Genomic DNA, 16,453 nt, shown 5'->3' on the forward strand with positions numbered 1-16,453 from the left:
CGGAACGGCAGGTCCTGCGACAGCGGCGGTACGTCATCCAGCGAAAAATCGTCCTCACGCACGAACACGAACACCATCCCCGCCACCTCTTCGGTCGGGTAGCTGGTGATCCCCGTCGTCCCCACCAACTTGTCGTGCGGATTGGCCACGATCGTCGACAGCTTGCCGTCCTTCAGATCGAACGTGAAACCGTGGTACCAGCACGAGATCGTCTCCTTGTTGAAGCACATCGGCTTCTCCGACAACCTCACCCCGCGGTGCAGGCACTGGTCCTTCAACGCATACACCTTCCCGTCCACACGGCGCAGCACGATCGGGATGCCGCAGATCTGGATCCCCTTCACTTCGTCTTCGCCCAACTCCTTGCTGAACACCGCCGGGTACCAGTGATTGATGAAACCCCACGCCGCATCCTTGTACGGCTGGTACTGGCTTTGCGTCTTCGCGTTGTTCGTGCGCGCATCACTGATCCCGTGACCTCCACTCACCACTCGGCGACGGATGATCGGTTCGTCTGCTGACATGTCCTGCTCCCTCGTCAACGGCGCCTTCTGCGCCTGATCTTCAAACCCCCCGGACCGGAGAGCATCCACGAGGCGCATCCTAGGCAGGCGTACCGGGTGACGCGCTCCCTTGCGTACCGGGTTTATCCCCAGAGTGCAAAAACCTGACCGTCGGAAAATATGCGGCGGAACACGCGTGGGGGATCGCCTCCCAGGCGACACGGCCCCATCCCGCAATCCCCAAAGTGCCACGTGCCGCAGGGCATCAAGAAACCCCTTGCGCAATCCTGACCGCTGGAACAGCAGTTCCCGGACAAGCCTTGCACGATCCGGATAGTGCCCGGCGCCCCACTTCACTAGCGTCCACACTCGCCATCCTTTCGGGTGACGCCCGCTTCATTCATGACGCCCTGTTCTGGTGCATCCAGAACCGGGCTTTTGCTGCACCTGCAACATCAATAACCCTCAATCCCAGACGACACAAGGCCTTTGACGCAGCACTAGCATGGTGCATCGCCGCACCACAATGAAATCACTATCACACTGTTTTTTCATGGTATTTTTCAACTTCCATGAAATTTCATCTTTTCCATTGACAAGGTAATTGTTCATTCCTAAAGTAGTTACCAACAGCGCAAAACTTGCCGGTCCGACATTGCGGTGCACCACCGGAACGGGCAGGCAGGGATACAGCGAAAGGAGAAAAAACATGGTCTGTCCCCAGCAGAAAAACGTCGCCCGGATCGCGATCCAAACGGAGGTGAGCCGTGGCTGAACGCTCGTTCAAGAAGGAAGTCCAGCAACTGCGGATTCCTGCCGGTGAGGAATTCCGCGGCGAAGGCATCCTCGCCATCACCAAGGCCCTGCTGCAGTCCGGGGTGGGCTATGTGGGCGGCTACCAGGGCTCGCCGATTTCCCATCTGATGGACGTGCTGGCGGACGCCAACGAGATCCTCGAAGAGCTCGACGTCCATTTCGAAACCAGTGCATCCGAAGCCACCGCAGCGGCGATGCTGGCCGCCTCGGTGATGTACCCGATCCGCGGCGCGGTAACCTGGAAGTCCACCGTCGGCACCAACGTTGCCTCCGACGCGCTGGCCAACCTGGCCTCGGGCGGTGTCACTGGCGGTGCGCTGATCATCATCGGCGAGGATTACGGCGAAGGTTCGTCGATCATGCAGGAGCGCTCGCACGCTTTCGCGATGAAGTCGCAGATGTGGCTGCTCGACCCCCGCCCCAACCTGGAATCCATTGTCCAGTCAGTGGAGGACGGCTTTGAACTGTCCGAGGCCTCCAACACTCCGGTGATGTTGCAGGTGCGCATCCGCTCCTGCCACGTGCACGGCCGCTTCATCACCAAGGAAAACAAGCGCCCGCGCTACACCCTGAAGCAGGCGCTGGAGAACCCGGTACGCGACACCACCCGCATCGTGCTGCCGCCGGCCTCCTTCACCCACGAGCACGAGAAGATCCAGCAGCGCTGGCCAGCCGCGGTAAAGTTCATCCGCGAGAAGAAGCTCAATGAGTTCTTCGACGGCGACTACAAGGACATCGGCCTGATCCTGCAGGGCGGCCTGTACAACGGCGTGATCCGTGCGCTGCAGCTGCTCGGCCTGGCTGACAGCTACGGCAACAGCCGGATCCCGATGTATGTGATGAACGTCACCTACCCGGTGATCGACGAAGAAGTGATCGAGTTCTGCAACGGCAAGCGCGCCGTGCTGCTGCTGGAAGAAGGCCAGCCCGACTACATCGAGCAAAATCTTCACGCCATCCTGCGCAAGGCGGGCGTCACCACCCACCTGTCGGGCAAGGATGTATTGCCGATGGCGGGTGAGTACACCACGGCGGCGATGAAGACCGGCCTCGAGGCCTTCCTCAAGACCTGGCAGGCCGACTGCCTGGCCACCCATGAGGCCGTCGCTGCGGACGAGGTCGCCGCCACCGCGGTCGCAACCATGGAAGCTGCCGCCCCCAAAGCCAAACCGGCTGCAGTCCCCATCACCTTCCATCCCAAGGTCAAGGATCTGGCGAACGTCGTCCCTGCCCGCCCCGCGGGTTTCTGCGTCGGCTGTCCGGAGCGTCCGATCTTTGCCGCGATGAAACTCGCTCAGCAGGATCTGGGCCCGCACCATGTGTCCTGCGACATCGGCTGCCACCTGTTCTCCATCCTGCCGCCGTTCAATCTGGGCGCCACCACCATGGGCTATGGCCTGGGTGCAGCGTCGAGCTCGGCATTCAACGTCAAGACCGGCAAGCGTTCGATCTCGGTGATGGGCGATGGTGGCTTCTGGCACAACGGCCTGACCTCGGGCATCGCCAACGCGGTATTCAACAAGAACGATGGCGTCATCGTCATCGTCGACAACTACTACTCGTCAGCCACCGGCGGCCAGGACATCCCGTCCTCGCGCGCTGACAACCCCGACCGCTCGACCAAGAACCCGATCGAACACGCCATCCGTGGCGCCGGGGTGAAATGGGTGCGCACCATTGACCGCACCTACGATGTGGCCCGCGTGCGCGACACCCTGGAAGAGGCACTGACCACCACGACCGATGGACCGAAGGTGATCATTGCCCAGTCCGAGTGCATGCTCAACAAGCAGCGCCGGATCAAGCCCTTGTTCACCAAGGCGGTCAAGTCCGGCCAGCGTGCCGTCAAGGAGCGTTTTGGTGTCGATGCCGATGTCTGTACCGGCGACCATGCCTGCATCCGGCTATCGGGCTGCCCTTCGCTGTCGGTCAAGGACAGCGGCGACCCGCTGAAGGAAGATCCGGTCGCCCACGTCGACAGCGGTTGCGTCGGCTGTGGCAACTGCGGCGAAGTCGCCGAAGCCGCCGTGCTGTGCCCGTCCTTCTACCGCGCCGACATCATCCACAACCCCACGGGTGGCGACCGCTTCATGGCCAAGATCCGCAAGGCCGTGATCGGCTTCCTGCAACGCCGCCGTGCCGAACGCCAGGCGCGCTTTGCCCTGTGAGGAGAGAGACAGACATGAGCACAACGACATCGAACATCGTCCTTCACCCGGGCACCCCGATCAAGATCGCCATTCTCGCCATGGGCGGCCAGGGCGGTGGCGTACTTGCCGACTGGATCGTGGAGATGGCCGAAGCGGCCGGCTGGTGGGCACAGACCACCTCGGTCCCCGGCGTCGCCCAGCGCACCGGTGCCACCATCTACTACCTCGAACTGCTGCCTGAAAGTGCGGCCCGTGCCGCCGGCAAACCGCCCACGCTGGCAATGATGCCAACCCCGGGAGACGTGGATCTGGTGGTGGCAGCCGAATTGATGGAGGCCGGTCGTGCCATGCAGCGCGGTCTGGTCGCCCCGGACCGCACCACGCTGATCACCTCCAGTCACCGCAGCTTCGCCGTGGGTGAAAAAGCCGCACTCGGCAATGGTATCGCCGACCCCAACAAGGTCATCGACGCCGGTCGCGAAGCCGCAAAACGGCTGATGTGCTTCGATCTGCAGGAGATGGCCGAGAAAGCCGGCAGCGTGATCTCTGCCAGCCTGTTCGGCGCGATCGCCGGCTCAGGCGCACTGCCCTTCGAACGTGCCGCCTTCGAGGACACCATCCGCCACAGCGGCAAGGGCGTGGATGCCAGCCTGCGCGCCTTTGCGCTCGGTTTCGATGCCGCCGCCGCGGCACCCGCCAGTCCCGCACCGATCGACACCTCACGGCCCGCACCCGAAGTGCCGGAGCGCGCAGCCAGCCCTGCCACCCAGGCCCTGCTCGATCGCGTCAAGCGCGACTTTCCTGCCAGCGCCCACGGCATGCTGGTGGCGGGCCTGCGCCGCCTGATCGACTTCCAGGATCTGGCCTACGCCACCGAGTATCTCGACCGCATGGACAAGATCCGCGCGCTCGACGCCCAGCATGGCGGCGACACAGCGGCCTGGGCACTGACCGGTGCGATGGCCCACCGTCTCGCAGTGGCCATGAGCTACGACGATGTGATCCGCGTGGCCGACCTGAAGACCCGCGGCAGCCGTTTCGAGCGCGTGCGCAAGGAAGTGGGCGCCAAGGCCGACCAATTGGTCTACACCACCGAATTCATGCATCCGCGTCTCGAGGAGATTTGCGGCACCCTGCCCGCCGGGCTCGGCCGCTGGCTGGAGCAGTCCAAGGGCATCGGCGGCTTCGTCAAGCGTCGCATGGAACATGGCCGCCGCGTGCAGACCGGTACGCTGAAGTGGTTCCTGGCCCTGTACCTGCTGTCGGGCATGCGCCGCTTCCGCCGCAGCACGCTGCGTCATCAGATCGAGTTCGCCGGCATCGAGCAATGGGTGAAGAGAGTCACCGCCGCAGTGTCGGCCGACTATGCACTGGCGGTGGAGATTGCCCACTGCCGTCGCCTGGTCAAGGGCTACAGCGGAACCCACGCGCGCAGCGGCGACCGCTTCGCCCGCTTGATGGAGGCTGCAGACCGCCTGCTTGGCCAGGCCGACGCCGCCCCCACGCTGGCCCGCCTGCGCGAAGCAGCGCTGGCCGACGAAGAAGGCCGGCAACTGGAGATCCAGATGGGACAGGTGATACGCGGCCTGACCAACCCAACATCAGGATTCGAACGCAAGGCCGCATGACCCGCAGCACATAAATAAAGACAGGCAGACGAGAGAGGATGACAGCAATGGCAGAACTGGAACTCACGGTCACTGCGGCAAGTGCCGAGACCGCATTGATCCGTACCCTTCACCTGCGGGCGTCGGGGGGAACTTCCCTCCCTCCGTTCTCCCCCGGCGCCCATTTGCAGGTGAGCGTGCCCGGCCTCGCCGATCCACGCTGCTACTCCCTCGTCACCTTCGACGCCACCCCCGGCGCCTTCGAGGCGCCGGCCGAATACCGCCTTGGCGTCCGACTGGAAGCCGACAGCAGCGGCGGCTCGCGCTACATGCACGGCCTCGTCGTGGGCGACCGGATCACCGTCAAGGGCCCGAAGAACGATTTCCCGCTGCACCCCGCCAGTCCCGGCGAGGGCGAGATCGTGCTGATCGCCGGCGGTATCGGCATCACGCCGATCGCGGCCATGGCCGCCGCCCTGCAGTCCGCCAACCGTCCCTACATGCTGCACTACAGTGGCCGCTCAGCCGATCAACTGGCCTTTGTCGACGCGCTGCGCACGCTGGCTGGCGACCGCCTGCACCTGCATGCCGACGATGACGCGGCGACCCGGTTCGACCTCGGCGCCCTGCTCGATCGCCTGTCACCGACCCAGCACCTTTACGTGTGCGGCCCCAAGGGCATGATCGATGCACTGATCGAGGGCGCCAAGGCGCGCGGATGGCCCACCGACCGGGTGCATTTCGAGCTCTTCGCCAGCGCGGCGCCGCAAGCCGGCGACCAGCCCTTCGAGGTCGAGCTGGCGCAGTCGGGCAAGGTGCTCACCGTTCCCGCCGACAAGACCATTCTTGAGGTGATGGAAGCCGAAGGCTGCGACCCGATGTACGACTGCAAGCGCGGCGAATGCGGTGTCTGCACCGCAACCGTGATCGAGGGCGAGCCCGATCACCGCGACTACTTCCTGTCCGACGCCGAAAAGGCGGGCGGCAAACTGATCCAGATCTGCATCTCGCGCGCCAAATCGGCCCGCCTGGTGCTCGATCTCTGACCCAAGGGGACTGGCAATGAGCAAATACCGCGGCAATCCCGATGCCATCCGCGCCCTGGTGCGCGACACCGAAGTCCATAAGGACACCTATATCGACCAGGAGCTGTTCGAGCTCGAGATGGAACACCTGTTCGCCAACACCTGGGTCTATGTGGGGCATGCCAGCCAGGTTCCGAACAAGGGTGACTACTACACCACCACCGTCGGCACCGAACCGGTGGTCATGGTCCGGCACAGCGACGACAGCGTGCGCGTGCTCTACAACCGTTGCCCGCACAAGGGGGTGAAGGTGGCTGGCGAGGTGTGCGGCAACACCGGCAAGTTCTTCCGTTGCCCCTATCACGCCTGGACCTTCAAGACCGATGGCAGCCTGCTGGCCATTCCGCTGAAGAAAGGCTACGAAAACACCGGTTTCGAGAACTGCGAAGCCAGCCACGGCATGGCCGCGGTGAAGAACGTCAAGGTCTATCGCGACTTCGTGTTCTGCCGCCTGAATGAGGGCGGCCCGAGCTTCGAGGAATACTTCGGCGAGTCGCTGTCCACACTGGACAACATGGTGGACCGTTCGCCCGAGGGCAAACTCGAAGTCGCTGGCGGCGTGCTGCGCTACATGCACAACTGCAACTGGAAGATGCTGGTCGACAACCAGACCGACACCTGCCATCCGATGGTGGCGCATGAATCCTCCGCCGGTACCGCGGTGCGCGTCTGGAACGAGGCACCGGAAGGCACACCGAAGCCGATGGCGGTGGAGCTGTTCGCCCCCTTCATGTCGCCTTATGAGTTCTTCGAAGGCATGGGCATCCGCGTGTGGGAAAACGGCCACGGCCACACTGGCGTGTCCAACTCCATTCACGCGGCCTACTCTGAAGTCCCCGGCTACTGGGATCAGATGGTCGCCGCCTATGGCGAGGACCGCGCGAAGCAGATTCTCGGCGACGTCCGCCACAACACGGTGTACTGGCCCAACATCATGGTCAAGGGGCCGATCCAGACCCTGCGGCTGTTCAAGCCGATTGCCGCTGACAAGACCCTGGTCGAATCCTGGACCTTCCGTCTGGTCGGCGCGCCCGACAAGCTGCTCGAGCGTACCGCGATGTACAACCGCCTGATCAACGCCCCGACCTCGGTGGTGGGCCACGACGATCTGGAAATGTACGAGCGCGCGCAGGAGGGCCTGCACGCCCGCGGACGCGACTGGATCAACATCGGCCGTCTGTTCGACGCTGCCGAAAAGGACCAGAAGAACGTCGTCACCAACGGCACCAACGAAATGCAGATGCGGGCCCAGATGCGGTCCTGGGTGAAGTTCATGACCGAGAGCATGTAAGCCTCGACCACCGGACACCCGAACAAGGATCAGACCATCATGACTGCCATCACCGAAAAGACCCTCACCGACTTCGTCTATGCCGAAGCACGCATGCTCGACGAGCAGCGCTTCGACGACTGGCTCAAGCTGTTCACCGACGACGGTTACTACTGGATGCCGCTGGCACACGACCAGCAGGACCCGGTGCTCCACACCTCGCTGCTGTACGAAGACACGCTGCTGCTGCGGGTGCGGATCGAACGCCTGCACGGCCAGCGCACCTTCTCGCAACAGCCCAAGAGCCGCTGCCATCACCTGCTGCAAGCGCCAAGCATCGAATCCTCCGATCCGGCCAAGGGCGAGCATGTGGTCCGTACCGCCTTCCACTACACCGAAACCCGGCTCGACAAACAGACCCTGTACGCGGGCTGGACCACACACCACCTGGTCGAAACCGACGGCGCACTCAAGATCCGTCTGAAGCGGGTCGATCTGGTCAACTGCGATGCGGCCTTCGGCAACATCCAGCTCTTCATGTAAGCGGGAGAACGACTTGGCAAACACCGTCCACCAGGCCTTCTCGCTTGCCGCAGTGCGTTGGGCCCGCCAGCCCTTCCTCTGCATCCTGCAGGAAACTGCCGACATCTACGACATTCCGGCTGGCGAACTGCGCTACGCCGAGGCGGCCGAGCGTGTCGAATTCCTGCGTTCGGCCTACGCCGCCGCGGGCTACGGCCACGGCCACCGTGTCGGCGTCCTGCTGGAGAACCGGCCCTCGTTCTTTCTGCACTGGTTCGCCCTCAATGCACTCGGCGTTTCGGTCGTCCCGATCAATCCCGACATGCGTGCGGCCGAACTCGAATACCTGATCGGCCACTCGGAAATCGCCCTGGCCATCGCCCTGCCTCACCGCCATGACGATCTGAAGGCCGCGGCCGCCAAGGCCGGTCGCCCGCTGCGCGTCATGGGCGAGCGGGACGTGCCGCCGGACGCCCCGTTCCCGGCACCGTTCGATACCGAACCCAACGTACTCACCGAGTGCGCACTGCTCTACACCTCGGGCACCACCGGCCGCCCCAAGGGCTGCATATTGCCCAACCGCTACTTCCTGCATGCCGGTCAATGGTATGCGGAGATCGGCGGTCTGGCCGGCCTGCGCGAAGGGTGCGAGCGCATGATCACGCCGCTGCCGCTGGTGCACATGAACGCCATGGCCTACTCGGCCATGGCCATGGTGATGACCGGTGGCTGCCTGATTCCGCTCGACCGCTTCCACCCGCGCAGCTGGTGGGACAGCGTGCGCGACTCGCGGGCCACCGTGGTGCACTACCTGGGCGTGATGCCGGCCATGCTGATGAAGGCGGCTCCCAGCCCGGCAGATCGCAATCACACCGTGCGCTTCGGCTTTGGCGCCGGGGTGGATCGCACCCTGCATGCGCCGTTCGAGGCGCGCTTCGGCTTTCCGCTGCTCGAAGCCTGGGCGATGACCGAGACCGGTGCGGGTGCCGTCATCATCGCCAACCGCGAACCCCGCCAGATCGGCACCTCCTGCTTCGGCAAGGAAGAAGCCGACGTGCTGGTGCGCATCGTCAAGGACGACGGCAACGAGGCTGGTGCCGAGGAGCAAGGCGAGCTGCTGGTACGCCATGCCGGTGCGGATCCGCGTTACGGCTTTCTTGCCGGCTACCTGAAGGACGAAGCCGCCACCGAGGAAGCGTGGGCCGGCGGCTGGTTCCACACCGGCGACATCGTGCGCCGTGACGCCGAAGGCTATCTGCACTTCGTCGACCGCAAGAAGAACGTCATCCGCCGCAGTGGCGAGAACATCGCTGCGGTAGAGGTCGAAGCCGTCCTGCAGCAGCACGGCCTGGTCAAGTCGGTTGCAGTGGCAGCCGTGCCCGATGCCGTGCGCGGCGACGAGGTGATGGCCCTGGTCGTGGCACAGGACAAACCTGCCGACCGTGCCGCGATGGAAGCCGCCGCCGCCGACCTGGTCAACTGGACCCTGTCGCAGCTGGCCTATTACAAGGCACCGGGCTACGTCGCATTTGTCGACGCCCTGCCGCTGACCACCACCAACAAGATCCAGCGCGGCGAACTCAAGGCACTCGCCCCCACCCTGGTCGACGCCCCCCACTGCGTCAACACCTGCGCAATGAAGAAGCGCCAGGGGGACCACAAGTGAGCGCGCCTGCAACCCCGCGCGCACGCCAGGGCTACGACGGCGTGGTGGCCGTCATGCCGGTCACCGTGCCCTATGCGCGCTACTCCAGCCGCAGCGCGCACTGGTGGCTGGGCCGGGCACTGGGCGAGCTGATCCGCGGCGCCGGACTTGCCAAGACCGATGTCGACGGGGTGTGCGTGTCCAGCTTCACCCTGGGACCCGACACTGCCGTCGGCCTGATGCAGCACCTCGGCATGAGCCCGCGCTGGCTGGACCACATCCCGATGGGCGGCGCCTCTGGCGTGGTTGCGCTGCGCCGTGCAGCACGCGCGGTACAGGCCGGAGACGCCGAGGTGATTGCCTGCATTGCCGGCGACACCAACCAGGTGGACTCCTTCCGCAACACCGTCAGCCAGTTCTCGCGTTTTGCCCAGGACGCGGTCTATCCCTACGGCGCAGGCGGCCCCAATGCCAGCTTCGCGCTGCTGACCGACTATTACATGCGGCACTACGGTGCCACCCGTGAGGACTTCGGCAAGCTGTGTGTCGCCCAGCGCGACAACGCGCTGAACAACCCCCACGCGCTGATGAAGAAGCCGCTGACGCTGCAGCAATACATGGATGCCCGCCCGATCACTGACCCCATCCACCTGTTCGACTGCGTGATGCCCTGTGCCGGCGCAGAGGGCTATCTGGTGATGACCGAGGATCGCGCCCGTGCGCTGCAATTGCCCTTCGTGCGCATCCGCTCCACCATCGAGCGCCACAATGCGTTTCCGGACGATCCGATCCAGTTCCGTGGCGGCTGGGCGATGGACAAGGACGCACTGTATGCACACGCAGGCACCGCGCCGGAGGACATCGACTTTCTCGAGACCTACGACGACTATCCGGTGATCAACATGATGCAGTTCGAAGATCTCGGCTTCTGCGCCAAGGGCGAAGCCTCGGCCTTCGTACGCCAGCACCGCTTCACCATCGATGGCGATTTTCCGTTCAACACCTCGGGCGGTCAGCTCTCGGTGGGTCAGGCCGGCGCAGCGGGGGGATACCTGGGGCTCGTCCAGGCCCTGCGCCAGCTCACTGGCACCGCAGCCGCCACCCAGGTCGCCAAGGCCCGGCTTGGCATGGTGTCCGGCTTTGGCATGATCAATTATGACCGCGGCCTGTGCTCTGGCGCAGCCATCCTCGAACGGGGGGCGTCGGCATGACCGAACCACTGCTCAAACCCAGAAAAAAGAATCCGGTCGAGCGCACCCGGCTTGCCACCCGCCCGCCCGGCGCGCGCAGCCGCACCGCACTGGGCCTGACCCGCGCCGCCGCCGAAGGCCGGTTCGAGCTGCAGGTATGTGCCGATTGCGGCAGCGTGCAGTACCCGCCGCGCGAGGTGTGCGGCTACTGCCTGTCCGAACACCTGGCCTGGAAGCCGGTGGACAACCGCGGCGAGCTGATTGCGCTGAGCACGCTGCGTCACAGCAACGACCTCTACTTTCGCGAACGCCTGCCGTGGCGCGTGGGCACGGTAAAAATGACCGCTGGCCCGGTGGTGGTCGCCCACATTCACGAGGACTGCGCCGCCCCCGAGGGCACCGGCGTGCCGGTGCGCCTGACCCTGAAGCTGGACCGCAGCGGCCAGGCAGTGCTCCACGCCCTGCCGGCAAAGGACACCCCCAACATGAACGACGCTGCACAGATGCGCGAATCGACCTGCGACCCGAAGTTCCGCCGCGTGCTGGTCACCGACGGCAAATCGGCAATGGGCCTGGCCACGGCCCGGGCGATGCTCGATGCGGGCGCAGCCACCATCTTCCTGGGCGATCCGAGCAGCTGGAAGACGGTTGCCGCATTCGACAAACTGGCTGCGGACCCGCGCGTTCAGGTGGTTGAACTCGACGTCACCGACACCGATTCGGTAGACCGCGTGGCTGCCTCGATCGGCGGCAAGGTCGAGATCCTGGTCAACACTGCCAGCCATCTGCGCGATGGCGGCATCCTGGGGCGCAAGGACGTGATCCTCGCCCGTGATGCGATGGAGGTGAATGTGCTGGGCCTGATGCGCCTGGCCCAGGCCTTTGGTCCGGGCATGTGCTTCCGCGCCGCCGACGGCAGCAACCACGCTGTTGCCTGGGTCAATGTGCTGTCGATCCACGCCCTGGCTGCCCTGCCTTCCCGTGGCGCGTGGTCGGCCTCCATGGCCGCGGCGCTGTCGGCATCGCAGACCCTGCGTGCGGAACTGCGTGGTGCCGGCGTGCGTGTGCTCAATGTGTTCCCCGGCCCCATCGAAGAGGACTGGGAGCAGCTCACCCCACCCCCCAAGCTTGCCCCAGCCGCGGTGGCCAAGGCCATCGTCAAGGGCCTGCAGGACGGCATCGAAGACCTCTACGTCGGCGACATCGCGGAAGAAATCCGCGAGCGCCTGCGCGACAACCACAAAGCCGTCGAACGCGAACTCGGCCAATAAGTCCTGGCCCCCAACAGGAGCAGCACATGAGCACCCCCGTACTGACCCAGTTTCTGAACGAACTGCTGAACGGCCGACTGAAGATGGTCGACCTCACCCAGACCCTGTCGCCCGAGTTCCCGACCATTGTGCTGCCGCCGGAGTTCGGCCAGGCCTGGCCTTTCCGTATCGAAGAAATCTCGCGCTATGACGAGCGCGGCCCGGCCTGGTACTGGAACAACTTTTCGATGTCCGAGCACACCGGCACCCACTTCGATGCGCCGGCACACTGGATCAGTGGCAAGGACCTGCCGGACAACACCGTCGACTCGATGCCGGTGGAAAATTTCATTGCTGCTGCCTGTGTCATCGACGTGTCGAAGGAAGCCGCCGAGAACGCCGACTTCCTGCTCACCATCGACTACGTCAAGGCCTGGGAGGAAAAGCACGGCCGCATTCCGGAGCGATCCTGGGTGCTGCTGCGCACCGACTGGTCCAAGCGTGCCACGCCCAAGGAATACTTGAACATGGCCGAAGACGGTGCCCACTCGCCCGGCCCGGACGCAGAGGTGGTGCCCTGGCTGATCCGGGAACGAAACGTGCATGGCTTCGGTACGGAATCGGTCGGCACCGATGCCGGCCAGGCTCATCACCTCAACCCGCCCTACCCCTGCCATTACTTCATGCACGGCAACAACCGCTACGGCCTGCAATGCCTCACCAACCTTGACCAGCTGCCACCGCAAGGCGCGCTGATCTTTGCCGCACCGCTGAAGATCCGTAACGGTTCGGGCAGCCCGTTGCGCGTGCTGGCACTGACACCTTCGGCCTGAGGAGCAGACGATGAGCGACAGACTGATTGCAGTCGTCACTGGCGGTTCGGCCGGCATCGGTGCCGACCTGTGCAAGCGCATGCTCGACGACGGCTACGAAGTCATCTCGATGGCACGGCGCGCACCGGACTGGTCACACCCGCGCCTCAAGACCGTGCAGGTGGACCTGCTGGACGCGGTGGCTACCGAGCAGGCCGCACAAGCCATCGCCGCCGAGTTTGCAGTGACGCACTTCGTCCATAACGCCGGGGTGATCTGGCCCAAGCTGCTGGGCGAGGTCAAGCTCGAGGAACTGCAGGGTCTGACCCAGATCCATCTGGGCGCGGCCATCAGCCTGATGCAGGCGGTACTGCCGGGCATGACCGAGCGCCGCTTTGGCCGCGTGGTGCTGATGTCCTCGCGTGGTGCGCTGGGCCTGCAGACGCGCACCGCCTATTCCGCCACCAAGGCCGGCATGATCGGCATGGCGCGCACCTGGGCACTGGAGCTGGCACCGAAGGGCATCACGGTTAATGTGGTGGCCCCGGGCCCGATCCAGACCGAAATGTATTACGCCGTGATCGAACCCGGCAGCGAGCGCGAGCAGGCGCTGGCCAATTCGATTCCGGTCAAGCGGGTGGGCCGCGCCGACGATGTCACCCGCGCGGTGATGTTCTTTGCCGATCCCGCCAACAGTTTCGTCACCGGGCAGACGCTGTATGTCTGCGGTGGCGCGAGCGTGGGCACCATCACCATCTGATGCCCGCATTTACGGTTTATCCCTTTCACCACAGTACGACCACACCCACGGAGCTTACCGCCATGATGCTGAAGAAACTCCCCGCTGCCGTCGCTCTCGCCACCCTGACTGCCTTTGCCGGCAGTGCCTTTGCCCAGGTCAAGGTCGGTGTCATCGCCTCGTCCACCGGCCCCACCGCACTGGTCGGCATTCCGCAGAAGAACACTGTTCCGCTGCTGCCGACCAAGGTCGGTGACCTCACCGTCGAATACATCACCCTGGATGACGCCAGCGACTCGACCGCATCGGTCACCGCAGTCAAGAAGCTGCTGAGCGAACAGAAGGTTGACGCCATCATCGGACCGTCGGGCTCGCCCAACGCCATGGGCGCGATCCAGTTCGTCGCCGAAGCCGGCACCCCGATGCTGGCGCCGGTCGGCACCGCCGCGGTGGTGTTGCCGATGACCGAACAGAAGAAGTGGGTGTTCAAGACCACGCAGAACGATGACATCATCGCCGAAGCGCTGATCGAACACATGAGCAAGACCGGCATCAAGACCCTGGGTCTGATCGGCACCGCCGACCCCTATGGCGAGAACTGGGCCAAGGTCATGGCAGGGCTGACCGAAAAGGCCGGCATCAAGATCGTCGCCACGGAGAAGTTCCAGCGCTCCGACAGCTCGGTCACCGGCCAGGCACTGAAGATTCTTGGCGCCAAGCCGGATGCCGTGCTGGTCACCGCACCGGGCGGCCCGTCGGTGCTGCCGCACACCACGCTGGTCGACATGGGCTACAAGGGTCAGATGTACCAGACCCACGGCGCCGCCCTGCCCGACTTCCTGAAGCTGGGTGGCAAGAAGGTCGAAGGCACCATCCTCGCCGCCAGCCTGATGCTGGTGCTGGACGAAATGCCTGACAGCAACCCGTCCAAGAAGGTCGCTGCCGACTACATCGCCGCCTACGAGAAGATGCATGGCCACAAGCCGGCCACCTTCGGCGCCAACGTCTATGACGCCGGCCTGCTGCTGCAACAAGCGATTCCGCTTGCCGCGCAGAAGGGTAAGCCCGGCACGGCCGAATTCCGCAGCGCCTTGCGCGACGCACTCGAGCAGACCAAGGAACTGGTCGCCACCCAGGGCGTGTACAACATGACGCCCGCCGACCACAGCGGTTTTGACGAGCGTGGCCGGGTGATGATCACCGTCAAGGACGGCACCTGGAAGCTGCTGAAGTAAGCCGCCCTTCTCCATTCACCACAATGCCGCACGCCTGAAGGCGTGACGGCAAGAGGCGGCAGCACCCGCGCAAGCGAAATGCCAAGCCGCCCGGCTGTTCCGGATCGCACGGATGCGGGCAGGATGACCCCTGCCCGCATGCCGACGGCCGGTGGATGCGCTCATCCTGCGTTTTCTGCCGGCCCCGGAACGAATGGCGCCACCCGCGTCGCATTGTCCGGCACGCGCGTCCATCGCGTCGAGCGTCCGGCCCCAATAGGACACCTACACATGAACCTGCAGATCGCCATGATCCTCGGGCAGGACGGCATCACCAACGGTGCGATCTACGCGTTGCTGGCGCTCTCCATCCTGCTTGTCTTCACCGTCACCCGGGTGCTGTTCATTCCCCTGGGTGAATTCGTTGCCTTTGGCGCACTGACCATGGCCGCGTTTCAGGCCGGCAAGGCCCCCGCGCTGATCTGGCTGGTGGCCGGCTTTGCCGTTGCCGTGGCCACCGCCGACCTGCTGGCGAGCTACCGCAATAGCGGCCGCCTGCGCTTTTCCAGCGCCCAGGCGCTGCGCCTGACTTACCCTTTCGTGCTCGGTTACGCCCTTTACCAGATGCCACTGGCCGACCTGCCGATGAGCGTGCAGGTACTGCTCACGCTGGCGATCGTCGTACCGCTGGGGCCGCAGACCTACCGCCTGTTCTACCAGCCCATCGCCTCCGCGCCGGTGCTGATCCTGCTGATCGTGTCGATTGCGGTCCATGTGGCCCTGGTCGGTCTGGCACTCCTGGTATTCGGCCCCTCCGGCGCCAAGACTGCGCCCTTCTCCGAAGCTGGTCTTGCACTCGGCCCGATCACGCTCAACAGCCAGACCTTGTGGGTGATTGCAGTGTCGATTGCGCTGATCATCGTGCTCTACCAGTTCTTCGAACGCACCATCTACGGCAAGGCCCTGCGCGCCACCGCGATCAACCGTGTCGGTGCCCAGTTGATGGGGATCTCGCCGGTATTCGCCGGCAAGGCGAGCTTTTTTCTGGCCACGCTGATCGCCACGCTGTCGGGCGTGCTGATCGCCCCGATCACCACCATCTACTACGACTCGGGCTTCATCATCAGCCTGAAGGGCTTCATCGGCTCGATCATCGGTGGTCTGGTGAGTTACCCGATCGCGGCACTGGGTGCGGTGCTGGTGGGCCTGCTCGAAGCCTTCTCTGCATTCTGGGCCAGTACCTATAAGGAGGTGATTGTATTCACGCTGATCATCCCCTTCCTGCTGTGGCGTTCGCTCACCATCCGCCATGTGGAGGAGGAGGAATGACCGCCCGTCTGCCTCTCGACCCCATGCCCTCGTCTTCCGCACAAGGAGCCTCCGCCATGCTCTCGCCCCGCCTCGTGCTTGGCGTCTTTCTCGGCCTGCTGCTGGTCGCCCCGCTGGTGCTGCCGCCGTTCTACGTCACCCTGCTCAACTACATCGGCCTGTACGCCATGGTCGCGCTCGGGCTGGTGCTGCTGACCGGCGTGGGCGGGCTCACCAGCTTCGGCCAGGCCGCCTTCGTCGGTCTGGGCGCCTACACCACCGGGCTGCTCACCACCGCCACCGACCTGCCCGGCTACCTGTCGTGGCTGGCCGGTTCGCCCT

General features: G+C 64.6%; 15 protein-coding genes. 13 read left to right on the forward strand and 2 right to left on the reverse strand.

Translation table 11 applies throughout. The annotated features are described in order from the left end of the window. Both DNK49_RS22135 and DNK49_RS23975 read right to left on the reverse strand, forming a co-directional pair. Positions 1 to 524, reverse strand: a 524-nt coding sequence (locus tag DNK49_RS22135) for a Rieske 2Fe-2S domain-containing protein (protein WP_165843413.1), incomplete at its 3' end; no start/stop codon positions are given. A 444-nt stretch (positions 525 to 968) separates the two neighbouring features. Next, positions 969 to 1,214, reverse strand: coding sequence for a hypothetical protein (locus tag DNK49_RS23975; RefSeq protein ID WP_133255146.1), 246 nt, complete (start codon positions 1,212 to 1,214; stop codon positions 969 to 971). Positions 1,215 to 1,270: 56 nt separating this feature from the next. Between DNK49_RS23975 and DNK49_RS22140 the strand changes: the two genes are divergently transcribed. From DNK49_RS22140 to DNK49_RS22200, 13 genes are all read left to right on the forward strand, one after another. Further along, on the forward strand, positions 1,271 to 3,487 hold the full coding sequence (locus DNK49_RS22140; protein ID WP_110530115.1) for an indolepyruvate ferredoxin oxidoreductase subunit alpha: 2,217 nt from the start codon (positions 1,271 to 1,273) through the stop codon (positions 3,485 to 3,487). A gap of 14 nt (positions 3,488 to 3,501) precedes the next feature. Then, positions 3,502 to 5,097, forward strand: coding sequence for an indolepyruvate oxidoreductase subunit beta family protein (locus DNK49_RS22145; protein ID WP_110530118.1), 1,596 nt, complete (start codon positions 3,502 to 3,504; stop codon positions 5,095 to 5,097). Positions 5,098 to 5,144: 47 nt separating this feature from the next. Further along, positions 5,145 to 6,122: a PDR/VanB family oxidoreductase gene (locus tag DNK49_RS22150; RefSeq protein ID WP_207807087.1), complete on the forward strand. Its 978-nt coding sequence runs from the start codon at positions 5,145 to 5,147 to the stop codon at positions 6,120 to 6,122. 16 nt (positions 6,123 to 6,138) lie between these two features. After that, the gene (locus DNK49_RS22155; protein ID WP_110530124.1) at positions 6,139 to 7,452 is read left to right on the forward strand and encodes an aromatic ring-hydroxylating dioxygenase subunit alpha; all 1,314 of its coding nucleotides are present in this window, start codon (positions 6,139 to 6,141) and stop codon (positions 7,450 to 7,452) included. Positions 7,453 to 7,491: 39 nt separating this feature from the next. Further along, a complete protein-coding gene (locus DNK49_RS22160) occupies positions 7,492 to 7,974 on the forward strand; it encodes an aromatic-ring-hydroxylating dioxygenase subunit beta (RefSeq protein ID WP_110530127.1) in 483 nt (160 codons plus the stop codon). Positions 7,975 to 7,987: 13 nt separating this feature from the next. After that, entirely contained in the window at positions 7,988 to 9,619 is a 1,632-nt protein-coding gene (locus tag DNK49_RS22165; RefSeq protein WP_110530131.1) for an AMP-binding protein, read from the forward strand. After that, positions 9,616 to 10,809, forward strand: coding sequence for a thiolase family protein (locus DNK49_RS22170; RefSeq protein WP_243632479.1), 1,194 nt, complete (start codon positions 9,616 to 9,618; stop codon positions 10,807 to 10,809). Before DNK49_RS22165 ends, DNK49_RS22170 begins: the two co-directional genes overlap by 4 nt. Beyond that, positions 10,806 to 12,059 (forward strand): SDR family NAD(P)-dependent oxidoreductase, encoded by a 1,254-nt coding sequence (locus tag DNK49_RS22175; protein ID WP_110530135.1) that lies wholly within the window; start codon positions 10,806 to 10,808, stop codon positions 12,057 to 12,059. The genes DNK49_RS22170 and DNK49_RS22175 overlap by 4 nt, the downstream gene beginning before the upstream one ends. A 26-nt stretch (positions 12,060 to 12,085) precedes the next feature. Further along, positions 12,086 to 12,871, forward strand: a complete 786-nt coding sequence (locus DNK49_RS22180) for a cyclase family protein (protein WP_110530138.1) — start codon at positions 12,086 to 12,088, stop codon at positions 12,869 to 12,871. Positions 12,872 to 12,881: 10 nt separating this feature from the next. Continuing rightward, the gene (locus DNK49_RS22185) at positions 12,882 to 13,610 is read left to right on the forward strand and encodes an SDR family oxidoreductase (RefSeq protein WP_110530141.1); all 729 of its coding nucleotides are present in this window, start codon (positions 12,882 to 12,884) and stop codon (positions 13,608 to 13,610) included. A 62-nt stretch (positions 13,611 to 13,672) separates the two neighbouring features. After that, entirely contained in the window at positions 13,673 to 14,824 is a 1,152-nt protein-coding gene (locus DNK49_RS22190; protein WP_110530144.1) for an ABC transporter substrate-binding protein, read from the forward strand. Between the two features lie 270 nt (positions 14,825 to 15,094). Next, complete coding sequence (locus tag DNK49_RS22195; protein ID WP_110530147.1) at positions 15,095 to 16,132, forward strand: branched-chain amino acid ABC transporter permease; 1,038 nt, start codon at positions 15,095 to 15,097, stop codon at positions 16,130 to 16,132. 56 nt (positions 16,133 to 16,188) lie between these two features. Beyond that, positions 16,189 to 16,453: ABC transporter permease subunit (locus tag DNK49_RS22200; RefSeq protein ID WP_424445305.1), on the forward strand; the 265-nt coding region annotated here is incomplete at its 3' end.

The sequence above is a fragment of the Parazoarcus communis SWub3 = DSM 12120 genome, from assembly GCF_003226565.1.
Taxonomy (GTDB): Bacteria; Pseudomonadota; Gammaproteobacteria; order Burkholderiales; family Rhodocyclaceae; genus Parazoarcus; species Parazoarcus communis.

Coding starts and splice junctions, on each gene's coding strand:
- DNK49_RS22155 (WP_110530124.1), top strand. CDS start 6,139: ATGAGCAAATACCGCGGCAATCCCGATGCCATCCGCGCCCTGGTGCGC.
- DNK49_RS22195 (WP_110530147.1), top strand. CDS start 15,095: ATGAACCTGCAGATCGCCATGATCCTCGGGCAGGACGGCATCACCAAC.
- DNK49_RS22160 (WP_110530127.1), top strand. CDS start 7,492: ATGACTGCCATCACCGAAAAGACCCTCACCGACTTCGTCTATGCCGAA.
- DNK49_RS22145 (WP_110530118.1), top strand. CDS start 3,502: ATGAGCACAACGACATCGAACATCGTCCTTCACCCGGGCACCCCGATC.
- DNK49_RS23975 (WP_133255146.1), bottom strand. CDS start 1,214: ATGTTTTTTCTCCTTTCGCTGTATCCCTGCCTGCCCGTTCCGGTGGTG.
- DNK49_RS22150 (WP_207807087.1), top strand. CDS start 5,145: ATGGCAGAACTGGAACTCACGGTCACTGCGGCAAGTGCCGAGACCGCA.
- DNK49_RS22175 (WP_110530135.1), top strand. CDS start 10,806: ATGACCGAACCACTGCTCAAACCCAGAAAAAAGAATCCGGTCGAGCGC.
- DNK49_RS22180 (WP_110530138.1), top strand. CDS start 12,086: ATGAGCACCCCCGTACTGACCCAGTTTCTGAACGAACTGCTGAACGGC.
- DNK49_RS22185 (WP_110530141.1), top strand. CDS start 12,882: ATGAGCGACAGACTGATTGCAGTCGTCACTGGCGGTTCGGCCGGCATC.
- DNK49_RS22190 (WP_110530144.1), top strand. CDS start 13,673: ATGATGCTGAAGAAACTCCCCGCTGCCGTCGCTCTCGCCACCCTGACT.